The sequence below is a fragment of the Nocardia sp. FBN12 genome (assembly GCF_054031145.1).
In genome coordinates this window covers 5,665,094-5,686,530 of record NZ_CM132926.1, presented here as the reverse complement: position 1 = coordinate 5,686,530, position 21,437 = coordinate 5,665,094, and the positions used below count along the sequence as shown (strand labels likewise).

The following is a 21,437-nucleotide window of genomic DNA, read 5'->3' as shown; positions in this document are numbered from 1 at the left end:
CTGCGGGTCTTCGGGGGTGTGGTGGGGAAAAAGGGTGTGAGATGCCGAAAAGGCCGGTAGCGCGATCGCTACCGGCCTTTTCGGGGCTGCTCTGTGCCTACATGGTGTTGATCAGTTGGTGCGGACCGACAAGCCGGGGTTGTCCGACAGGACCACGCTCAGGGGCTGGGCGAAGAGCTGGGGAGTGTCGCCGGTGATGGCGCCGATGATGTTCGGGATCTCGCAGATGGGGAAGTCCGCGACCGAGGAGGCGCTGGAGATGCCGAGGGCGAGGCGGCCGGTGACGATGGCGCCGCCGGAGTCGCCGGGGAGGGCGCAGATGTTGGCCGAGAAGCTCTGGGTGAGCTGGCGGTCGCCGACCTGGACGGTCTGGTCGACGCCGTTGATCACGCCACAGCTGAAGCCGGTGCGGGCACCGGACTTGCACACGGGAGCGCCGACCACGGGGGTGGCCACGCCGTCGACGGCGATGGGGGCCTGGCCGGGGATGCGGACCAGGTTGTTCTCGAAGCGGGCGCGCGCGTTGTCGTTGACGCGGATGATCGAGTAGTCCTGCTCGCCGAGCACCGACTTCTGGAAGGTGCCGAGCTGGGCGCCCGCCTTGTCGCCGACGATCTCGTAGATGGCGGCGGCGGTGCCGGTGCCGGCCGACTCGATCTCGGGGTTGCAGTGGCCCGCCGAGATATTGACGACGTTGCCCGAGCGGTCGGTGCCGTTGAAGCCGAGCGAGCAGCGCAGCGAGCTGCGGCCGATCACCGAGGCGTAGCCGTCGCCGCCTGCCAGCGCGCCGTTGCCGTCACCGGCGACGGGGGTGGCGGCCAGGTCGACTCGCTCGCCTGCCACCGGCGGGGCGGTGACGATGACGCGGGACGGATCGATGAAGCTGGGTAGCGGGAGCCCGGCCTGCTGCACGCGGACCGCGATCGAGTTGTTCACGGTGTCGACGACGACACCACGCACCAGGGCGGAGACCTCCGGCGGTGCGGCGGCGAGCCAGTTCTCGAACGCGGTCTTCTCGCCACGCAGGGTGGACTGGCTCTTGGCGACGTTGCGGACCTCGAAACCGGCCGACTGGGCGGCCGCGCGGGCCTCGTCGACGCCGGGACCCTGCGACAGCGCCACCACGGCGTTGCCCTGGTCGCTCAGCCAGGAACCGGCGAAGACCTGCGGGAACTGGCGCTGCGCGGTGGTGGAGAACGCGGCGACCTGCTGGGCCACATCGGCGCGGCGCAGGTACTCGTCGGGGGAGATCTTCAGATCGCGAGTGACCGCTTCGATGAGCTGAGCGGGCAGATCTGCGGGCGCGGGCTGCGCGTCGGCAACCGCCATCGTGGGGCCGAACAGCAGAAACGCCGCCGAAGCGGCGATCAACGATTTCCGAGCTCTTCTCGAGCTTCGCGCGGACGGGGTACGACCCATACGTGGCAGGAGCATGGTCCGAACTATATGGGCTCGAGCGACTTATGCCTACTCGGACCGGGCAAGAGATTTCGCTCACCCGGTCCGGTCGGTGGTTTGTCCCCGCTCAGCCCGCGTTGGTCTTGGTGCGCACCATGATTCCGGTGCCGACACCGCCGTCGGAGGAGGCCTCGATGTCGGCCAGGATCGCCCGGATCGGGATGCCGAGGGACGCGGTGCCGCCGTACGGGGCCAGCTGCGTGTTGGCCTCGGTGCAGTTGGGCGCGGCCGAGGCATTCGAGCCGCTGGTGATGCCGAGGGCGAGCGTGCCGGAGACGATCGCGCCGCCGCTGTCGCCGCCGAGCGTGCAGGCGGTGCTGGCGAAGCCGCGGATCGTCTTGCTGACGCCCTCTTCGGTGAACAGCTGGGTCTCCACGTGGTCGGCCGAGACGAAACCACAGGTGAAGGTGGAGGACTGGCCGGTCTTGCAGACCGGCGCGCCGGTGACGGGTTCGGCGGTGCCGGTGAGCGTCAGGGTGGTGCCCTCGGCGCCGCGCACGCGCGGCTGGTTCATGCCCGCGTTCACCGCGCGTTCGTTGAGCTTGATCACCGAGTAGTCGAGCGAGGCGGGTCCGCCGAGGACAGCGCGGGCGAACGAGCCGACCTCAGGACTGTTGGGGATGTCGCGCACGTTCGGCACGTAGACCGAGGCCGGGCCGCCGTTGTCGACATTCGGATTGCAGTGGCCCGCGGAGATATTGAGCGCGTTGCCCGCGGCGTCGGTGCTGTTGAAACCGAACGAGCACACGTCGACGCCGCGCAGGCCCGCGTCGTGCAGGTCCTTGGTCGCGGTGATGTAGGTGTCGCCGCCCATCGGCTTGTACTCCACCGGACCGCCGCCGCCGGGCTGCAGCACCACCTTGATGGTGGCGATCAGGGTCGGCAGGTTGAGCATGTGGCCGGTGGGCGTGTTGGCCACGTTGAGCACCAGCTGGCTGTTGAGCACGTCGATCGCGACCGAGCTGATCGGCGCGGAGATCGCGGGCGGCAAGCTGGCGATCCACTGACTCAGTTGCACCAGCGCGCCTTCCAGTCCACCGGCCGAGATCGGCGCGAGGTGGGTCTGGTAGCCGGCGGCGGTGACGAGTTTGCCCGCCTCGGCATCGGTGGTGGCGACGACGGCCTTGCCCTCGGGAGTGAGCCAGGCACCGGCGAAGGTGTCGGGGTTGGCGGCGCGGAAGTCGGTCGCGTAGTCGCGCAACTGCTGGGCGCGCGCGGCACGATCGAGGTACTCGGCCGGCGACATCCCCAGATCGCGCTCGAGCGCGGTCACCAACGCACCGGGTAACGCATCGGCCGAGAGTTGTAGTGGCGCAGCAGGTTCCGACGACGCGATACCGGATCCGAGCAGGGGTGCGAGAAGAACGGTCGCGGCGAACCCGGCGGAGGCTGCCTTGACCGCGGCGCGACGCGCCACCAACTTGCGCATGAAATCCCTTCGTCGACAACCAGTGACCGAGAACACCGCCGGCGGCGATCATGTCGGTCAGCGCATCACTCTAAGGCACGCTCGCCCAGCTGGCGCGGTTACGGTCGTGCTGCTGGTTTCAGCGTTGACCCGGGATCGTCAGGGGTGCGGGGAGATAGCCCGGCGGGTAGGTACCGAAGGGCGACCGTGGGCGGGTAGTGGTGGTCGGGCTCGGCGTGGTCGGCGGTGCCGTGGTGGTCGGCTCCGGGGTGGTCGTCGGGGGTGCCTCGGTGGTGGGCTCCGGTTCCGGTTCCGGCTCGGTGGTGGTGACCGGCGGGGGTGTGGTCTCCTCGACGACCGGCGGGGGCGGCGGCGCGGGTGCCGGGGTGGTGGTCAGCGTTTCCGGGCGGGCATCGGAAATGGTGGGCGGCGGGACGGTTTCGGGATCGCGGAGCAGGGCCGAGACCGCGATACCGCCGAGCAGCAGGCCGATGAGTGCGGCGCCGGCGATCAGCAGTGGGGTTTTGTTGCGGGCGGGTGCGGGGGGCACCACGGTGGGCTCGGCGCTCGGCGCGACCGGTGCCATCGCCTTGGTCGGCAGGGGCGAGACCGGCATCGCCGCGGAGTACGCCTGCGCGGTCACCACGGGTGTCGGCAGCGCGGGCATCACATCGGTGGCGGACGTCGCGTTCTCGGTGACGATCGGATCGGGCGGAGTCGCGCCCGCCGGCGTCGCCAGCACCGCGACCAGCGCGGCCTCGGCGGCGGCGGTGGCGAACGTCTTGCCCGGATCGGCGCCGTCGGTGGGCTGGGGCAGCTCGTCCTCGCCGAGCAGCGCCACCGACTTCAAGCCCAGATAGTCCAGCGCCTCGCGCACACCGCGCACCACCTCGGTCGACCAACCCGCGGGATGCGTCGCGTAGAACTCGGCCGGACCGCTGAGGTGCTCGGTGGTGAGATCGATCAGGCAGAACATGGCCGTCGCGAGGAGGTCCTCGGCGCGGTATGCCTCGCCGCCGTCGACATCCACGCCGGCCGGATCGCCGATCGCCCGCACGAAACCGGCGATCGAGTGAGCATGCCCGGAGGGCGCGGGTCCGCCGAGAGCGGCGTCGCCCTCGTCGGACATGTGCAGGACAGAAGCACGTTCGATCACCTGAACCGTGCCGTCCTCGGTGACCACCGCGGCGATGCACTCATCATCGGCGATACGCAGGCCGACCCCAGTGGCCATTGGCGACAAACACCCCTCAAACTCGGCGTCGACATCGTCCACGCGAGTCACACCAGCAGTTGGCCGTGTCCCATCGCGCGCAGCATTGACAGTAATTCCGATCGTGAGCGCGCGCCTATTCGACGTCGGATTCGCGCGACGTGATGCTCCACGGTTTTCGCGGAAATGTACAGCCGTGCGCCGATCTCCCGATAGGTCAGACCGAGCAGAACCAGCTCGGCGACTTCGCGCTCGCGATCGCTGAGCGCGCCGGACTCGCCGGTCAGGGGCATGGGACCGGCTGCGGGCGGCTGCGGTTGTGCGCTCGGTCGCAGCGGCTCGACCGGCTGGGATTGGGCGCGCACCGAACGCGCGAGTTTGAGCAGGGCGGTGGCGGTGGTCGAGTCGCTTGCCGCGAGGGCGGCCTCGCTGGCCAGGCGGGCGGCGTCCCAGGTGAGCCCGAGCTCGGCCAGTGCCGAGACCGCGGCCTGCACATCGGCCGCGGCCACTTGCCCACGCAGCACGAGGACCCAGGTGCGCCCGGCGTCGGCCAGCACGGTGGCCTGCCGGTCACCCGCTTCCGCCGCCGTCTTCAGCGCGTGGGCGTGGGGCAGCAGCGCGCGGGGCGACTCGTCGGCCAGCGCGGCCTGCACCGCGTACCAGTGGAAGGAATTGGCCCAGGCGGGTGCGCGGCCCAGTTTGCGGACCAGCGCCATGGCGGCTTCGACGAGCGGTTCGATCCGGCGCGCGTCTCCCAACCGGATGCCGGCCAGCCACAGTTCGCCGATCGGCAACAGGCTCAACAGGTCGGCTTCCAGCTCGTCGAACAGCGGGCAGGCCGCTTGCCACGCGTGCGCCAGGGCGGCGTGATCGCCGCCGCGCCGCGCAAGTCCCACGGTCAGGGCATGGGCGAGGAGTTGATCGCGGGGCGCGAGGGCGGGGATGTCGATCTCGGCGAGGGTGCTCGCGGCGCGGCGTTCGTCGCCGCCGAGCAGCGCGGTCCAGGCAGTCAGCACCGCAAGCTGCCTGCCGCCGCCCATGCCCGCCGCCCGGCGCAGCGCGTCACCGGCGCGGCGGGGCTCGCCGCTGCCGAGGCAGAGCAGCGTGGCGATCGAGACCGCGGAGCAGGGCAGATAGCGATCTTCGCCGGTGTCGGTGTTGCCCGCCTGGATCAGGGCGGAAATCGCCGCGGCCGTGCCGGTTCCGTGCGGGTCGAGCGATTCGTCGAGCGCGCTCGCGATCAGCCGAGCGCCCGCGTCGGCCTCGGTCGGCGGCCAGCGCTGTGCTGATTCGGACATGCGCGCGGCGCCTGCCTGTTCACCGGCCAGGGTGAGGACGATGGCCGCGGGCGCCCAGTCGGCACCGATGCGGTCGGGTCCGAGCCAGTTGTACAGTCCGGCCGCCCGGCTCACCAGTCCGCGGCGGACGAGCACGCTGGCGCAGATGCGCACCGCGGCGACGAGATCGGGGCGCGCGACGTTCTCGGCGGTCAGCAGCGGCTCGGCCAGGCGTAGCGCGGTGTCGGTGTCGCCCGCGTGCGCGGCGGCCTCGGCCCAGCGCAGCGCGATCGACTCCACCGGCGCACCCGCCGCGGCCGCCGCCGCGTAGCAGCGGGTCGCCTCGTCGGACTTCTCGGCTGTGCGACAGAGGAACTCGGCGAGCCGGGCATCGACGACGCCGGACTCGGCCAGGATCAGCGCGGTGCGATCGCGCAGCAGACCGGCGTCGAGGCGGGCGGTGAGCAGCCTGCGCTGCACATCGACATAGCGACGATCGCCGAGCAGCGTCCGCAGCGGACCGACGGCGGGCGCGAGGAGCAGGTCGGCATCGGTGACCAGGGCGCCCGACCTGGCACGGTCGATCAGGTCGTGGGCGGTGGCGGTGTCGACACCGAGCACCTCGGTGAGTTCCGTGGCATCCAATCCGGTTCCGGTCGCCGCGACGACCAGCGTTTCGAGCAACGCGGGATCGACCGCTTCCAGCAGCGTCCGCGTCCAGACGGTGACGGCTTCGTCCACCGCTGCCTCGCAGGTCTGCAGCGAAGCGGCATGGGCGCCCTTCAACGCCGCGACGACCCCGCCGGGGATTCCCGCCGTCAGCTGATGGATACGCGACGCGAGTGGCTGGGACACGGCCACGCCGAGTTCCTTGGCGAACGAGGAGATGTGGGCACTTCCCAGTGCGCGTAGCTCCAGCGTGCGGCCGTTGCGCGCCACCGCGTCGGCCAGCGCGCGCAGCTGGGGATCGTGTGGCCGGGGCTGGGTGGTCAGCACGACGGAGCGTTGCCCGGTTTCGATGGCCTCGCAGAGCGCGCGAAGCTCGGCGTCGCTGTAGCTGTGGACATTGTCGGCGACGAGCACCGCCCGGTCGGGAACCCCGTTCTGGACGTCGTCGGCCGCGGATTCGACGACCGGTATGCCGCGGCGACGCAGGTATGCGCGAACGGCGTCGAGCAGGAACGTTTTTCCGGTCCCGGCCCGGCCGCGGATCAAGACCAGCACGGTCTGCTGGTCGGCGGTGTCGAGATCGCGGAAGACGGTTCGGGCATGCGGGAAGGTGTCGTGGGCGATCTCAGCCACCATTTCCTCCGAGGACCTTGCCGGGCAGTTGCGTACCCGATTCGAGGGTCTCGCCGACCGCGCCGCCCACGTCGTCGAGCAGGCCGCCGGGATCGACCTTGATGGTGGGGACCTGCGGCCGGGTAGGCGCAGGAGCGGGGGCCGGAGCTGGTGCGGGGGCGGGCGCCGGAGCCGGGGCGGGGGCCGGGGACTGCCCGGCGGGCGGCGCCTGCGCGGGTTGCTGCTCAGCGGGGCCCGGCCTGCCCGCGGTCGCCGGTGTTCCGTCGGCGGGTGCTCCCACGGTGGGTGCGCCTGCGGGTGCCGGAGTCCCCGCAGTGGGCGTGCCGCCAGGAGCCCCGGCGTCGGTCGTGCCGACCGGGATCGCACCCGATGGCGCTGTTGTGCCGACCGCGCCCGGCTTGGCCGGGTCGGTGACCACGGAGTTCGTGGCATTCGCTGTTCCGGCCGCGCCGCCCGCGCTGGTCGCCGCGGGGGCGCCGGGGACCGGTGGGGCGACGGTGGTCTCGGCGGGTCCGGTGGGTGAGAATTGGGGGGCGCCACCGAGCGCGAGGGTGCCGGTGGCGAGGGCGGCCATGGTGACGGCCGCCGCCGCGATGATCGCCGAGCGTTTGGCTGTGAACATCTTGGTTCGTACCGGCTCGGACGGTGGCAGCGTGAGTCCTTCGATGGCCGGTGCCACCCCCGCCGGTGCCGGTGCCACCGGCACGATCGGGATGGCCTCGGTGGGCACGCTGATCGCGGCGACGTCGAGGGCGATCTCGGCCGCGCCGCGTGCGGCGCAGGTCGCCGGGTCGGCGCAGGCGATCACCGGCAGGCCGAATTCGGTCGAGATCAGCTCGGCGACCAGGGGAATCGCGCCGCCGCCACCGGTGAGCAGCACCCGGCCGACATCGCCGAGGGTGAGTTCGGCGCGGCGCACCGCGTCCTGGATCAGGCTCATCGAGTCGAGCAGGGCCGGACGAAGCAGATCTTCGAGTTCGCCGCGGGTCAACCGGACCTGTTCGGTGTGGACCGAGGGGTTGAGAATGCCGACCGGAATCGTCGTCGCGGTAATTCTGGAGAGGTCTTCTTTCGCAATTCTGCAGCGGTCTCGCAATGCCGACAATTCTTCTTCGACAACGGGATCGAATGGATCGATATCGTTTCCGTTCAGAACATTTGCCAGCACGTAGCGCATGGTCAGTAGATCGAATTCGGAACCGGCGATCGCGGTGCTGTGCGCCGGGGTGCCGAGCAGGCCGGCCTGCTCGCCGGTGCGCAGGACGGACACGGTCGATCCGCTCGCGCCGAGGTCGTACACGACCAGCGCGCCGTCTTCGAGCTGTCCGTGCTCGATCTCGTATCTGCGCACCGCGGCCAGCGGTTCGGGCACCAGCGTCACTTCGGCCAGGCCCGAGCGCACGAGCGCGGACCTGGCGGCCTCGACCGCGTGCTCCGGCCACCATGCCGGATAGCACGCGACGGTGGTCGGCGCGTCGGTGGATTCGGCGGCGACGCCGGCGAGTTCGGCGATCAGCGCGCAGGTCGCGGCTGCGACCAAATCGGCTGCGTCGTGGGCGGAACCGTCTTCTGCCAGCAGATCCACCGGATCGCCGACCCTGGCCACGTAGTCGTCGACGACAACTCCGCGATGGTGGCGCGTGGTGTCGGCGAAACTCACCGATCCGTCGGCGCCGAACATCAGTGCGCTGCGGTGGGTGAGAACGGTGGCACCGGTCCCGTCGGCTGTCGTGGCCGCGGCGGCCGAATTCACCGCTCCGACAGTGATGCCGAGCGCCAGACGCTCTGTCATTGGACAACCCCGTTCGCAAGACTTCCGGTGGGCCGGTAAACGCTTGTGTGCAGCGAGATCGCCGATGGCAGCGTCCCACTCGATCTGTCGGTTGCTAGGGGGCAGCTGTTACCTGTGCTGGGGCAGGTACGGGGAAATTCCCCTAATCGGTGGTCGGCCCCTAATGGGGCACGTCCGGCGGGACTAGGTATTCGCCCCGTTATCTGTAACGACGGACCCGCCTAGCGTGAAAGACATTCCAACGACAAACAGATCGGGCATCGCCCATGATCTGGAGGAGCTGATCTCGATGACACCGAACGCGATTCTGGAGTTCATCCTCAATCTGCTGCGCGACCCGGACGCCGCGGCCAGTTACTGCGCCAACCCGTGCTTCGCGCTGGCGGAGGCAGGCCTGGTGGTGACCCCGGAGGACATTTCCGCCGTCGCCCCGATGGTGGCGGAATCCGCGCTGGTCAGCGGCGGCTCCCAGCTGCAGGCGATCGTAGCTGCCGGCGCCGCGGCGAGCACGAGCGCGGCCATGGCGGGCACGGCCACCGCCGCCGCCGCTGTCACGGCGGCCGCGGCCGCCGATGCTGAACTCGACCTCGGTCTCGACGTCGGCCTCGGCGCTGTAGCCTCGGTCGTCGCCGACGCCGCCGCCCAGGTCGGCGCCGGTCTCGATGTCGCACTCGACGCCGTGACCGGCGCGAACGTCGACGTGAACGCGGACCTCGGCGCCGATGTGACCGGCGCACTCGGCGCGGGCCTCGGCCTGAACGGCGCGATCGACAGCGCCCTCGACCTCGGTGCGAACCTCGGCGGTGCGTTGAACGGTGCGGTGGGTGTTGGTGGTGATTTGGCTGCTGGTCTCGGCGGTGCGTTGAACGGCGCGGTGGGTGTTGGTGGTGACCTGGCTGCTGGTCTCGGCGGTGCGTTGAACGGTGCGGTCGGTGTTGGTGGTGACTTGGCTGCTGGTGTCGGTGGTGCTGTGAACGGTGCGGTCGGTGTGGGTGGCGATCTGGCTGCTGGTCTTGGTGGTGCTGTGAACGGTGCGGTCGGTGTTGGTGGTGACCTGGCCGGTGGTCTCGGTGCTGCCCTGGGCGGTGCGGTCGACGTGAGTGGCGACCTTGCGGCTGGTCTTGGTGGTGCACTGAATGGCGCGGCCGGTGCCGGCGCGGATCTCGGCGCGGGGCTTCACACCACGGTGGCCGGTGGAATCGGTGCCGGTCTCGACGGTGCCCTGTCGGGTGCGGTCGGCGCGGGGGCGGACCTTGCCGCCGGCCTCGGCGGCAGCTTGGCCGGTACGGTCGGCGCGGGCGCCGGTCTCGGTGAGGCGCTCACCGGCGCGGTCGGCGCGGGTGGCGAACTCGAGACCGGACTGGATGCTGCGGCTGGTGCGGGTGTGGGTCTGGGCGGTGTCCTCACGGGCGCGGCAGGCGCGGGCGCGGATCTTGCCGCTGGTCTCGACAGTGCGGTGGGTGCCGGTCTTGGTGGCGAGGTGACCGGTGCGGCCGGTGCCGGTCTCGGTGGCGCACTGTCCAGTGCGGTCGGCGCGGGCGCTGGTCTCGACGGCGCGTTGGCCGCGGGTGGCGATATCGCCGCCGACTTGGCTGGCGCGGTCGATGTGGCCGCTGGTCTCGGCGGTGGCCTCGATGCCGGTCTGAGCGGTGCGACCACGGCCGCGGGAGGTCTCGGTGCCGGTGTCGGCGGTGGTCTCGGTGCGGTCGCCAACGCGGGCGCGCAGGCAGCCGGTGGTCTCGGCGCCGCAGCCACCGTGGGCGCGCAGGCCGCGGGCGGGCTGGGCGCGGCCGCCACCACGTCGGCGATCACCGGTCTCGACGGTGTGGTCGGCGCGGGCGCGGACCTGGGTACCGGTCTCGAAACCGGGTTGGGTGGCGCAGCGTCGGCGGGTACCGATCTGACCGGCGGCTTCACGGGTGGGGCGGGGACGGGGTTCGGGGTCGACGGATTGCTCACCGGCGGCAGCTCCGGACAGATCACGACCGGATTGGAATCAGCGCTGTCCACCACGTCGGGTATCGGGCTGACCACCGGTCTGCAGGGCGGCCTCGACGCCGCGACGACGGTCGGCACCGACGTGACCGGCTCGCTCACCTCGGGTGCGCAGGCAGGAGTGAACGGCGCCGCCGATCTGGCCGGCGGTGCCAACGCGGGCCTGAACGGCGCCGTTGACGCGGGCGCCGGACTCGCCGGTTCCGTTGCCGGCGGTGCGCAGACCGGGTTGACCGGTGCCATGGAGACCGGCCTGACAGCTTCCGCGACCGGCGGTGCCGAAACCGGAACCGGCCTCGAGACCGGACTCGGCGACACGGGACTGTCGGGTGCGATCACGGGCGGCACGCAGGTGACAGGCGGCTTCGCCTCCGCCGTCGACGGCACAGCGCAGAGCGGCGCCGCCGCGGTCGGCGGCCTCTCGGGCCAGACCACCTCGACCTCGACCACCCAGGTCGACGCTTCCGGCACCGTCGGCGCGACGACCCAGGGCGCGGTCACCACCGCTGCCGACACCTGGTCCGGCGTCGACGTATCGAGCGCATTCGGCTCTGGCCTGCACGGTTCCACCCTCGGTGGTGCCGAGACCTCGCTGTTCGGTGAATCGAGCACCGTCACCGACACCGGCGCCGACGTGCACACCGACGGACTGTTCCACTGAGCGAAACGGGCGAAGGGATGACTGTTCTCGCACCGACCGCGGTGCCGCTGGCGACGGTGTTGTCCGACACCGTCGCGGCGGCCCACGCCGCGGGCCGTGACGACCTGGTCGGACGCCTGGAGAAGGTGGCAGTGCGGGTGCGCGACCCGCGGCACCGGATCGTCGTCACCGGTCAGCTCGGTCAGGGCAAGAGCAGGTTCGTGAACGCACTACTCGGCGTGGATGTATGCCGGGTCGGCGACGACGCGACCACCGTGTTGCCCATGCAGCTGTCCTACGGTGCGCAGCAGCGGGCGTACCTGGTGCTCACCGCGCCGGGCACCGACGAATCACGGGTCGAGATCCCGTTCGACGAGATCGGCGCCGTCGATACCCGCACGCCACTGGCCCAGGGCAGACAGGTCGTGCGGATCGAGGCCGAGCTCCCCAGTCAGCTGCTGGCCGACGGCATCGTCCTGATCGATACCCCTGGCGTCGGCGGACACGGAAGTGCTTGCGCCGCAGGTGTACTCAGCCTCGCCGCGGCCGCCGACGCCGTTCTCGTGCTCTCCGATGCCTCCACCGAGCTCACCGAGCCCGAACTCACCTTCGTCCGGCAGATCCGCGAAATGTGTCCCGCGGTCGCCGTTCTGCTCACCAAGACCGACCTCTACCCGCACTGGCGTCAGGTGCTGGAGGCCGACCGAGCCCATCTCACGCGCGCGGAAACCGATGTCGCCCTGATGCCGGTTTCGGCGCTGCTCCGTGCGCACGCCCTGCGCTTGCAGGACGCGGAACTGGGCCTGGAGTCCGGTTTCGGCGTGCTGTTCGGTTTCCTGCGCGATCGGGTCGTCGCCCGCGATCAGGCGGTCACGCGGCAGGCGGTAGCCCGCGAATTGCATTCGGCGGCAGAGCATCTGGCGTTGGCGCTGGGCAGCGAGCTGGTCGCGCTGCGCGATCCGGCCGGTGGCGCGGCAGCGGTCAACGAGTTGCAGTCGGCGCGCGCGGCCGCCGAGGAGTTGCAGCGGCGCACCGCGAGCTGGCAGCAGACCCTCACCGACGGCATCACCGACCTCGTCGGCGACGTGGACCACGACCTGCGCGATCGGCTGCGCGGCATCGCCCGCACGGGCCAGGAATGGATCGACGAGAACGACCCGAGCAGGCATTGGGGCGCGATCACGGAATGGCTGACCGGCTCCGTCGACACCGCCCTCGGCGACAACCTCCTGCTGACCCACCACCGAGCCGAACTGCTGGCCGAACGGATCGCGGGCCATTTCGCCGAGGTCGGCGCGGTCGATCTGCCGGAGGTGCACGCCGGGATGGACGATGAGAGCGGCCTGGTCAGCTCGGGTTCCTTGGCCGATCTCGAGCCCGATATCGGCTTCACGAGCAAGGTGCTGGTCGGTATGCGCGGTTCCTACGGCGGCGTGCTGATGATCGGCCTTGCCACGACCTTCGCCGGCCTGGCCATGCTGAATCCGATCTCGCTCGGCGCAGGCCTGATCGTCGGCGGCAAGGCCTATCGCGACGACAAGTCCGCCCGCCTGGCGCGCCGCCGCATCGAGGCCAACGGTGAGGTGCGCCGGTTCCTCGACGACGTAGCGTTCCAGGCCGCCAAGGACACCAAGGACCGGCTGCACCGCATCCACCGTGCGCTGCGCGACCACTTCGCCGGGGTGGCCGAGCGCAGTCTGCGTTCGATCGATGCTTCCCTGCGGGCCGCGCAGGAGGCGGCGGCGATGGCCGCGACCCATCGCGCCGAGCGCACCGTCGTGCTGGAACGCCAACTACACGCGGTCGCCGAGCTGCGCCGTTACGCGGAATCGATGCAGGTCGAACTGAGACGGGCCGACGGTACGGTATCTGGGTGACCCACCGTTTCGACACCGCCGCGCCCGGCGGCCGGACCACATCGAGGATCCTGGCCGAAGCGCACGAGCTGATCGGCGCGGCGGCGCGTTCGTTCGGGCGCGACGAGTACGCGCGCATGCTGCTGGCCGAGTGCGAATACCGCTTGCGCGAGCCGCTGCGGGTCGCGCTGGCCGGTTCGATCAAGGCGGGCAAGTCGACGTTGCTGAACGCGCTGGTCGGCCAGGCTGTCGCCCCGACCGACGCCACCGAGTGCACCCGCGTCGTCACCTGGTACCGCGACGCCGCTACCCCCACGGTCACCGCGCACGCGGTCGACGGATCGCGCGCGAATGTGATCGTGCGCCGCGGCAGCGGCGCGCACGGTCTGACCTTCGACCTGAACGGTCTGCGCTGGGATGCCCGCGGTCCCCGCGAGGTGGACCATCTCGAGGTCGGCTGGCCGTCGGCCGCGTTGTCGCAGACCACGATCATCGACACCCCTGGCACGTCATCGCTGTCGCGTGAGGTGTCGCTGCGCACCGCACGACTGCTCACTCCCGCCGAGGTCGAGGACGATTCGCGAGCCGAGCCGCTGTCGGTGTCCGGCGCCGACGCCGTCGTGTACCTGTTGCGCCGCCTCGATGCCGCCGACGTGCGTTTTCTCGAGCAGATCGGTGCGGGCGCCGGTGGTGCGGGCCCGCTCGGCGTGATCGGGGTGGTGTCGCGCGCCGACGAGATCGGCTCCGGTCGCATCGATGCGCTGCATTCGGCCCGCGACGTCGCCGCTCGATTCGCGGATGAGCTGGAACGAACCGGCCTGTGCCAGGCGGTGATTCCGGTGGCCGGCCTGCTCGCCTTCGCCGCGGCGACTCTGCGACAGCCGGAGTTCGCGGCTTTCGAGGCGCTGTCCACGGTGCCCGCGGAGGACCTCGGGATCGCGTTGCTCTCGGCGGACCGATTCGCCCGCGCCGACATCGCGTTGCCGGTCGCCCCGGAGCTGCGTGCGCAGCTGGCGGATCGCTTCGGCCTGTTCGGTATTCGCATGGCCACCATGCTGATTCGGCTCGGTGCCCGCGATTCTTCCGCGCTGGCGGCGGAATTGGCGGCCCGTAGCGGCATCGAGGAACTCCGCTCGGTCTTGGAAGTTCAATTCGGCCAGCGCGCTGAGGAATTGAAGGCCCATTCGGCGCTGAGCACGCTGGACCGGATCCTGGCCGCCTACCCCGGTACCGAAGCCGATCGCCTGCGCCCTCGCGTGCGTGCCCGGCTCGCAGACGTGCACGGTTTCACCGAACTCCGACTGCTCGGCCGCCTGCGCACCGACGAATTACCTTTGCCGCCACCGGTACTCGCCGACCTGCACCGCATTCTCGGCGGTGTCGGCGTGGCGGCGCATCTGCGCCTCGGCCTGCCCGCGGAGTCCGACCCGGATTCCCTGCGCGCCACGGCTTTCGCTGCTGTCCGTACCTGGCGCGGCCGAGCGACCCATCCACTGGCCGACCGAGCGACCGCCACCGCGTGCCGTGCCGCGGCCCGCAGCGCCGAGGGAATTCTGGCCGAACTCCCGCAGCCGCGGACCAGCTAGCCGGTCAGATGAAGTAGGCGGTCCCCGACGAACTTCCGGTCCCGTACCCCAGGCTCTTCGCGAACTCCCGAATCGCGATCAACGCGTGCCCGACCGGCCCAGGATCGCTGCACGACCCACCGACCGACGAGAACGTGCACCCATCATCAGCGATGGCAACGCCGCTGTCGGCCACGGCGCTCCCGGCGGACGCCACCATCCCACCTCCGGCCAGGGCGGCGACCACAGCCACCCCGCCGAGCGCCCGCTGCCACTGAACCTTGCCCCTCGATGCACGCATACCCCGAAACTAGTGCCCGACCGGACTTGTTCGCACCCCTATCGGTGCCCCGAATATTCAGGGCACCCGAGCGCGGAACGGCTGATCACTCGGCCAGTGTCGGCACAACCTCCTCCGCGAGGTACTGCTCGATTCCGCGCCCAGCCCGCTCCGCCTGGATCACGGTGGCGCCGTGCTCCTGGGCAGCAGCCGTCAACACCTTCCTGGACTCGGCCTCGACCCCGCCTCCGATCACCAGCAGACGAACCCGCTCGCGCCCGAGCACCGCCAGCGCCTCCTCGTCGGCAGTCGACCCGAGGACACGAAATCCGAGCCCACCGACATAGGCGAGCGCGGCATCGACAACCTCGCGACCACGACCGACGGCAAGCAAATCAACTGTGTACATGCGTTTCCTTCCAGAGTGCAGGGGCGCGCGGTAGCCCTTGTGTCCCTACCTGTTTCATACTGTGACGCTTTCCCGCTCATCATCGAGCACGCGCTGTTCCAGCTTCGCGTCTTTCGGAAGAGCGAGGAATCCGCGGTAGGTCTCCGGACCGTCACGATCGCGCATCGGGGGCTGCAGTTGAGCGCACCCATGGCAAGAATGGCTCCGGGGTCGGGAAATTTTTTCGGTGGCGGGAATGAATCGCCGCAGCTGCTGGTTGTGCAGATCAACAACATGAGCGGACCAGACTCAACTTCGGGTTGACTCACGGTGGATCTCGCAGGCAAGATTGAGCCCACTGCGCTCAGCGTTGCAATAACCGAACGTCAAACAGGAGGAAACCACTATGGCTCGTGCGGTCGGAATCGACCTCGGGACCACGAACTCCGTCGTCGCCGTGCTCGAAGGCGGCGAGCCGGTCGTCGTCGCGAACTCGGAAGGCTCGCGCACCACCCCCTCGATCGTCGCCTTCGCGAAGAACGGCGAGGTTCTCGTCGGTCAGCCCGCGAAGAACCAGGCGGTCACCAACGTCGACCGCACCATCCGCTCGGTCAAGCGCCACATCGGCACCGACTGGAACGTCGAGATCGACGACAAGAAGTACACGCCGCAGGAGATCTCCGCGCGCACGCTGATGAAGCTGAAGCGCGATGCCGAGGCCTACCTGGGCGAAGAGATCACCGACGCCGTGATCACCGTCCCGGCCTACTTCGAAGACGCCCAGCGTCAGGCCACCAAGGAAGCCGGCCAGATCGCCGGTCTCAACGTGCTGCGCATCGTCAACGAGCCCACCGCGGCCGCGCTCGCGTACGGCCTGGACAAGGGCGACAAAGAGCAGACCATCCTGGTCTTCGACCTCGGTGGCGGCACCTTCGACGTCTCGCTGCTGGAAATCGGCGAGGGCGTCGTCGAGGTCCGCGCGACCTCCGGTGACAACCACCTCGGTGGCGACGACTGGGACGAGCGCGTCGTGTCCTGGCTGGTCGACAAGTTCAAGGCGTCCTCTGGCATCGACCTGACCAAGGACAAGATGGCCATGCAGCGTCTGCGTGAGGCTGCCGAGAAGGCCAAGATCGAACTGTCCTCGGGCCAGTCCACCTCGATCAACCTGCCCTACATCACCGTCGACGCGGACAAGAACCCGCTGTTCCTCGACGAGCAGCTCACCCGCTCGGAGTTCCAGAAGATCACCTCTGATCTGCTGGATCGCACCCGCGCGCCGTTCCAGTCCGTGATCAAGGACTCGGGCCTGAACGTGGCCGATATCGACCACGTCGTGCTCGTCGGTGGCTCCACCCGGATGCCCGCCGTGTCCGACCTGGTCAAGGAACTGACCGGCGGCCGTGAGCCCAACAAGGGCGTGAACCCGGACGAGGTCGTCGCCGTCGGCGCCGCGCTGCAGGCCGGCGTGCTCAAGGGCGAGGTCAAGGACGTCCTGCTGCTCGATGTCACCCCGCTGTCGCTGGGCATCGAGACCAAGGGCGGCGTGATGACCAAGCTCATCGAGCGCAACACCACCATCCCCACCAAGCGCTCGGAAACCTTCACCACCGCTGACGACAACCAGCCTTCGGTACAGATCCAGGTGTTCCAGGGTGAGCGCGAGATCGCCTCGCACAACAAGCTGCTCGGCTCCTTCGAGCTCACCGGCCTGCCGCCCGCCCCGCGTGGCGTGCCGCAGATCGAGGTCACCTTCGACATCGACGCCAACGGCATCGTGCACGTCACCGCGAAGGACAAGGGCACCGGCAAGGAAAACAAGATCAAGATCCAGGACGGCTCCGGTCTGTCCAAGGAGGAGATCGACCGCATGGTCGCCGACGCCGAGGCGCATGCCGCCGACGACAAGGCGCGCCGTGAGGAGGCCGAGACCCGCAACCAGGCCGAGTCGCTGGTGCACCAGACCGAGAAGTTCATCAACGAGCAGAAGTCCAGCGAGGGTGGCGCACAGGTCTCCGCCGAGCAGCTGGCGAAGGTGGAAACCGCGGTCGCCGAGGCCAAGTCGGCCCTGGAAGGCACCGACATCTCCGCGGTGAAGTCGGCCGTGGAGAAGCTGGCCACCGAGTCGCAGGCCCTCGGCCAGGCGATCTACGAGGCCAGCGCCGCCGCCGACGCGCAGTCCGGCAACGGCTCGGGCCCCACCCAGGCCGATGACGATCAGGTCGTCGACGCGGAGGTCGTGGACGAGCCGGTCGACACGGACAAGAAGTGACCGAGGCGAACTCCTCGGAGCAGGAGTTGGTCGAGGAAATCCTGGACGACACTGCGGACGAGAACGCGGAGGCCGCCCCGGCGGACTCCGCCCTCGACGCCGAAGTTGTCGAGCCGGAGCACGACGAGCTGGCCGAGCGCACGGCCGACCTGCAGCGGTTGACCGCGGAATACGCGAACTACCGCCGCCGCGTCGAGCGTGACCGGCAGGCCAACATCGACGCCGCCAAGGCCTCGGTGGTCACCGAATTGCTCGCGGTGCTGGACGATCTGGATCGGGCGAGGGCGCACGGCGACCTCGAGACCGGCCCGCTGAAGTCCGTCGCCGACAAGCTCGAGACCGCGCTCACCAAGCAGGGTCTCGTCGAATTCGGTGCCACCGGTGACCCGTTCGACCCCACGCTGCACGAGGCAGTGCAGCACGAGGGCTCGGGCGCCGACCCGGTGATCGGCATCGTCATGCGCAAGGGCTATAGGTTCGGCGACCGGGTGCTTCGGCACGCGTTGGTCGGGGTAACCGACGCGGAGGCATCGGACGCGGATGCCGACGCGAACGAGAAATAAGAAAGGAGGAGATGCCCGGTGAGCCAACGGGAGTGGATCGAAAAGGACTTCTACAAGGAGCTGGGTGTCTCCTCCGGCGCCTCGCAGGACGAGATCAAGAAGGCCTACCGCAAGCTCGCCCGCGACCTGCACCCGGACTCCAACCCGGGTGACACCAAGGCCGAGGAGCGGTTCAAGGCCGTCAGCGAGGCCAACGCCGTGCTGTCGGATCCGGCCAAGCGCAAGGAGTACGACGACACCCGCCGCATGTTCGCCGGCGGTGGCGGTGGCGGCCGGGCCTACGGTGGCGGTGGATTCAATCCCGGTGCGGGTGGCGGCTTTTCGCAGGACTTCAACATCGGTGACATCTTCGGTCAGGCCGGTGGCGCAGGCGCTCCCGGCGACGGCGGGCTCGGCGATCTGCTTGGCGGGCTGTTCAACCGGGGTGGCGGCGGTGGCCGGGCGGCGGCTCGTCCGCGGCGCGGCTCCGATGTGGAGACCGAGACGACCCTGGGTTTCCGCGAGGCCGCCCAGGGCGTCACCGTTCCGCTGCGGATGACGAGTCCGTCGCCGTGCACCACCTGTCACGGCAGCGGTGCCAAGCCGGGCACCAGCCCGCGCGTGTGCCCGCACTGCAACGGTGCGGGCGTGGTCAGCCGTAATCAGGGCGCGTTCGGTTTCAGCGAGCCCTGTGACGACTGCCGCGGCACCGGGTCGATCATCGACGACCCGTGCACCGACTGCTCGGGCAGCGGCATCCAGAACCGCACCCGCACCATCACCGTCCGGATCCCACCGGGCGTCAGCGATGGTCAGAAGATCCGCTTGGCCGGTCAGGGCGAGGCGGGTCTGCGCGGTGCGCCTTCGGGCGATCTGTATGTCACCGTGCACGTCAGCCAGGACAAGGTCTTCGGCCGTCAAGGCGACGACCTCACCCTGGTGCTCCCGGTGAGCTACAGCGAACTGGTGCTGGGGACAACAGTTTCCGTGCCGACGCTGGACGGCCGGGTCGGCGTGAAGGTGCCTCCGGGCACCGCCGACGGGCGTATCCTGCGGGTGCGGGGTCGTGGTGTTCCCAAGCGCGGCGCCGCGGGCGGCGCCGGTGACCTGCTGGTCACGGTGAAGGTCGCGGTACCGCAATCGCTCGACTCCGACGCCACCGATGCGCTCAAGCGCTATCAGGAGGCGGAGAAGACCAGTGGGTTCGAACCGCGGGCAGGATGGGCGGGTGCTTGATGATGTCCGATGATCCGAAGTCTGTTTCGGGTGCCGCCTCGCGCGCCGAGTTCTTCATGATCTCGGTGGCGGCTCAACTGGCGGGGATGCACGCGCAAACGCTGCGTACCTACGACCGGCTGGGTTTGGTCACCCCGCAACGGACCTCGGGTGGCGGACGCCGTTATTCGGCCCGCGATGTCGAGGTGCTGCGCGAGGTGCAGCGCCTGTCGCAGGACGAGGGCGTCAATCTCGCCGGCATCAAGCGCATCATCGAACTCACCAACCAGGTGGAGGCGTTGCAGCAGCGCGTCGAGGAGATGAGTGCGGAGATGGAGCGGTTGCGGGCGGGCTATCGGCCCGATCTGTCGCCGCCCGCACGCAGTACCGCGCTCGTGGTGTGGCAGCCACGGCATCGGCGCTGAGCGTTTTCGTTCGACGAGCCCCCGGTTCGAAATCCGCTGCGGTGGATGACGAGCCGGGGGTTCGGTCGTTCCGGTCAACCCCGGGCGACCCGCCAGTCACTCTCCAGCAACTCACTTATTCGTGATCTTGGTGACCACAAGTAGCGTTGCGATGCGCTGAGGTGCGGATTCATCACTGTGGACGTCCAAAAGTTTGCTGTCTGGATGCTGAATTCGGATCAATCGGAAGACATTTCGCCATTGCTGACCAGCCACTCCGGTGTAGCCACCCCGCGTGTCATGGCCCGGCGCGTCGGATGGCCGCGTGGTGCCGACGTAGCGGAAGGGTCGCTCTACCAGGGCCATTGGTCACCAATTGCCTGATATGCGGGGTACTTTGACGATTCGTGGGCGGCCGTTCACCCCTGGTTAACGGTCCTGAGGTATGTTTTCAAGGGAAATTACTAGGAACCGCCTGGTATTTCTAGAATTACATGCGTGATGTTTAAGAGTACGATTCCTAAGCTGGCAAACCTCGCCTAGACTTCTCGCATCGGCTGCTGACGAGTGTCCTCCCAGCCCGTCACTCGCCGGCGCGGCTAGCGTTCGATGGCGAAACGAGGTAGTGACACATATGGATTCGCGGACTGTCGCTTTGATCCGTACTACGTTCAAGGCGGTTGCTGCGGAAGAAGGTGGATCAGAGAAGCTGTCGAGGGCGTTCTACTCGATCCTCTTCACGGACTATCCCGGTGTCCGCGACTACTTCCCGGCTGCCATGGATGCCCAGCGCGACCGACTGGTCCAGGCGATCTCGTACGCCCTCGACCGCCTCGAAGAGCCCGACAAGCTGCTGCCGTTCCTGGCGCAGCTCGGGCGCGACCATCGCAAGTACGGGGTACAACCGGCCCACTATGTGGCCGTGGCCAATTCGCTGAAGACGGCGCTGCGCGAGTTCGCGGGCACCGAGATGTGGACCGACGAGGTAGCCAACGCCTGGGACGAGGGCCTGGCCACCATCAGCGGCGCGATGATCAGCGCCGCCGACAAGGAGACCACACCCGCCGCCTGGACCGGCACCGTCGTCGAACACCGCGAGGTGCTGCGCAACCTGTCTGTCGTGCGCGTGCAGCTCGATCAGCCGATGCAGTACGCCGCGGGCCAGTACATCAGCGTCGAGATCCCGTCGCGCCCCCGGATGTGGCGCTATCTCTCGCCCGCGAACCCGTCCAATCCCCAGGGCGAGATCGAGTTCCACGTGCGCGGCGTGCTCGGCGGCTGGGTGAGCCCCGCCATGGTCGCGCACACCGCGGTCGGCGACCAGTGGCGACTCGGTTCCCCCCTCGGCGGCCTCGGCGTGCCACGCAACACCAAGCGCAAGATGCTGATGGTCGGCTGCGGCACCGGCATCGCCCCCCTGCGCGCCCAGATCATGGCGATGGCCCAGCGCCGCGTCAACCCGAAGGTCCACCTCTTCGTCGGCGGCCACCACCCCTGCGACCTCTACGACCTGCAGGTCCTGAGCCACCTCGCCATCGCCAACAAATGGCTCACCGTCACCCCCGTCACCGAAAGCGACGAAAACCCCTGGTGGTACTACGATTCCGGGGAACCCCACGCCGACCTGCCAGGCCTCGAGCCCCGCATGACCGGCCAAATCGGCAAGGTAGTAGCCAGCTACGGCCCCTGGTCGGACCGCGACGTCCAAATCGTAGGCTCCCCCTCCATGGTCCAAACCACCAAGTTCCGCCTCATGGCCGCAGGCACCCAAGCCCAGTCGATCCGCCACGACCCCTTGTTCTGAGAGTCAGCCGACCAGTCGAGCATCGA

15 protein-coding genes are annotated in these 21,437 nt (G+C 69.4%); 8 read left to right on the top strand and 7 right to left on the bottom strand.

Annotated elements, in window-relative coordinates; all coding sequences use genetic code 11:
* Nucleotides 1–111: 111 nt before the first annotated feature.
* From ACWZHB_RS26850 to ACWZHB_RS26830, 5 genes are all read right to left on the bottom strand, one after another.
* A complete protein-coding gene (locus ACWZHB_RS26850) occupies nucleotides 112–1,371 on the bottom strand; it encodes a S1 family peptidase (RefSeq protein ID WP_427904565.1) in 1,260 nt (419 codons plus the stop codon).
* 154 nt (nucleotides 1,372–1,525) lie between these two features.
* Complete coding sequence (locus ACWZHB_RS26845; protein WP_427904564.1) at nucleotides 1,526–2,887, bottom strand: S1 family peptidase; 1,362 nt, start codon at nucleotides 2,885–2,887, stop codon at nucleotides 1,526–1,528.
* Nucleotides 2,888–3,005: 118 nt separating this feature from the next.
* Nucleotides 3,006–4,100, bottom strand: a complete 1,095-nt coding sequence (locus ACWZHB_RS26840) for a hypothetical protein (RefSeq protein WP_427904563.1) — start codon at nucleotides 4,098–4,100, stop codon at nucleotides 3,006–3,008.
* Between the two features lie 47 nt (nucleotides 4,101–4,147).
* A complete protein-coding gene (locus ACWZHB_RS26835; RefSeq protein WP_427904562.1) occupies nucleotides 4,148–6,661 on the bottom strand; it encodes a LuxR C-terminal-related transcriptional regulator in 2,514 nt (837 codons plus the stop codon).
* On the bottom strand, nucleotides 6,651–8,450 hold the full coding sequence (locus ACWZHB_RS26830; protein WP_427904561.1) for an Hsp70 family protein: 1,800 nt from the start codon (nucleotides 8,448–8,450) through the stop codon (nucleotides 6,651–6,653). Before ACWZHB_RS26830 ends, ACWZHB_RS26835 begins: the two co-directional genes overlap by 11 nt.
* A gap of 289 nt (nucleotides 8,451–8,739) precedes the next feature.
* On the opposite strand from ACWZHB_RS26830, the gene ACWZHB_RS26825 reads away from it, so the two are divergent.
* From ACWZHB_RS26825 to ACWZHB_RS26815, 3 genes are read left to right on the top strand one after another with little or no spacing between them, the layout of a single operon-like run.
* Nucleotides 8,740–11,106, top strand: a complete 2,367-nt coding sequence (locus tag ACWZHB_RS26825; RefSeq protein WP_427904560.1) for an IniB N-terminal domain-containing protein — start codon at nucleotides 8,740–8,742, stop codon at nucleotides 11,104–11,106.
* Between the two features lie 17 nt (nucleotides 11,107–11,123).
* Entirely contained in the window at nucleotides 11,124–12,962 is a 1,839-nt protein-coding gene (locus ACWZHB_RS26820) for a dynamin family protein (RefSeq protein ID WP_427904559.1), read from the top strand.
* Complete coding sequence (locus ACWZHB_RS26815) at nucleotides 12,959–14,527, top strand: dynamin family protein (RefSeq protein ID WP_427904558.1); 1,569 nt, start codon at nucleotides 12,959–12,961, stop codon at nucleotides 14,525–14,527. Before ACWZHB_RS26820 ends, ACWZHB_RS26815 begins: the two co-directional genes overlap by 4 nt.
* 4 nt (nucleotides 14,528–14,531) lie before the next feature.
* Here ACWZHB_RS26815 and ACWZHB_RS26810 read toward each other — a convergent pair whose 3' ends face one another.
* Entirely contained in the window at nucleotides 14,532–14,807 is a 276-nt protein-coding gene (locus tag ACWZHB_RS26810) for a hypothetical protein (RefSeq protein WP_427904557.1), read from the bottom strand.
* Between the two features lie 85 nt (nucleotides 14,808–14,892).
* Nucleotides 14,893–15,195, bottom strand: a complete 303-nt coding sequence (locus ACWZHB_RS26805; protein WP_427904556.1) for a hypothetical protein — start codon at nucleotides 15,193–15,195, stop codon at nucleotides 14,893–14,895.
* A 385-nt stretch (nucleotides 15,196–15,580) separates the two neighbouring features.
* Here ACWZHB_RS26805 and dnaK point away from each other — a divergent pair, with 385 nt between their 5' ends.
* The 5 genes from dnaK to ACWZHB_RS26780 all read left to right on the top strand — a co-directional run bounded on the left by dnaK (nucleotide 15,581) and on the right by ACWZHB_RS26780 (nucleotide 21,411).
* A complete protein-coding gene (gene dnaK, locus ACWZHB_RS26800; protein ID WP_427904555.1) occupies nucleotides 15,581–17,446 on the top strand; it encodes a molecular chaperone DnaK in 1,866 nt (621 codons plus the stop codon).
* On the top strand, nucleotides 17,443–18,009 hold the full coding sequence (gene grpE / locus ACWZHB_RS26795; RefSeq protein WP_427904554.1) for a nucleotide exchange factor GrpE: 567 nt from the start codon (nucleotides 17,443–17,445) through the stop codon (nucleotides 18,007–18,009). The genes dnaK and grpE overlap by 4 nt, the downstream gene beginning before the upstream one ends.
* An 18-nt stretch (nucleotides 18,010–18,027) precedes the next feature.
* Entirely contained in the window at nucleotides 18,028–19,224 is a 1,197-nt protein-coding gene (dnaJ, locus tag ACWZHB_RS26790; protein WP_427904553.1) for a molecular chaperone DnaJ, read from the top strand.
* Between the two features lie 2 nt (nucleotides 19,225–19,226).
* Entirely contained in the window at nucleotides 19,227–19,628 is a 402-nt protein-coding gene (locus ACWZHB_RS26785; protein ID WP_427904552.1) for a heat shock protein transcriptional repressor HspR, read from the top strand.
* Between the two features lie 613 nt (nucleotides 19,629–20,241).
* Entirely contained in the window at nucleotides 20,242–21,411 is a 1,170-nt protein-coding gene (locus tag ACWZHB_RS26780; protein ID WP_427904551.1) for a globin domain-containing protein, read from the top strand.
* The last annotated feature ends 26 nt before the right edge of the window (nucleotides 21,412–21,437 follow it).

Bases quoted from the DNA above. Each gene is read 5' to 3' on its own strand.
- ACWZHB_RS26845 (WP_427904564.1), bottom strand. From the start codon at position 2,887: ATGCGCAAGTTGGTGGCGCGTCGCGCCGCGGTCAAGGCAGCCTCCGCC.
- ACWZHB_RS26840 (WP_427904563.1), bottom strand. From the start codon at position 4,100: ATGGCCACTGGGGTCGGCCTGCGTATCGCCGATGATGAGTGCATCGCC.
- ACWZHB_RS26835 (WP_427904562.1), bottom strand. From the start codon at position 6,661: ATGGTGGCTGAGATCGCCCACGACACCTTCCCGCATGCCCGAACCGTC.
- ACWZHB_RS26830 (WP_427904561.1), bottom strand. From the start codon at position 8,450: ATGACAGAGCGTCTGGCGCTCGGCATCACTGTCGGAGCGGTGAATTCG.
- ACWZHB_RS26825 (WP_427904560.1), top strand. From the start codon at position 8,740: ATGACACCGAACGCGATTCTGGAGTTCATCCTCAATCTGCTGCGCGAC.
- ACWZHB_RS26820 (WP_427904559.1), top strand. From the start codon at position 11,124: ATGACTGTTCTCGCACCGACCGCGGTGCCGCTGGCGACGGTGTTGTCC.
- ACWZHB_RS26810 (WP_427904557.1), bottom strand. From the start codon at position 14,807: ATGCGTGCATCGAGGGGCAAGGTTCAGTGGCAGCGGGCGCTCGGCGGG.
- ACWZHB_RS26805 (WP_427904556.1), bottom strand. From the start codon at position 15,195: ATGTACACAGTTGATTTGCTTGCCGTCGGTCGTGGTCGCGAGGTTGTC.
- dnaK (WP_427904555.1), top strand. From the start codon at position 15,581: ATGGCTCGTGCGGTCGGAATCGACCTCGGGACCACGAACTCCGTCGTC.
- ACWZHB_RS26785 (WP_427904552.1), top strand. From the start codon at position 19,227: ATGTCCGATGATCCGAAGTCTGTTTCGGGTGCCGCCTCGCGCGCCGAG.
- ACWZHB_RS26780 (WP_427904551.1), top strand. From the start codon at position 20,242: ATGGATTCGCGGACTGTCGCTTTGATCCGTACTACGTTCAAGGCGGTT.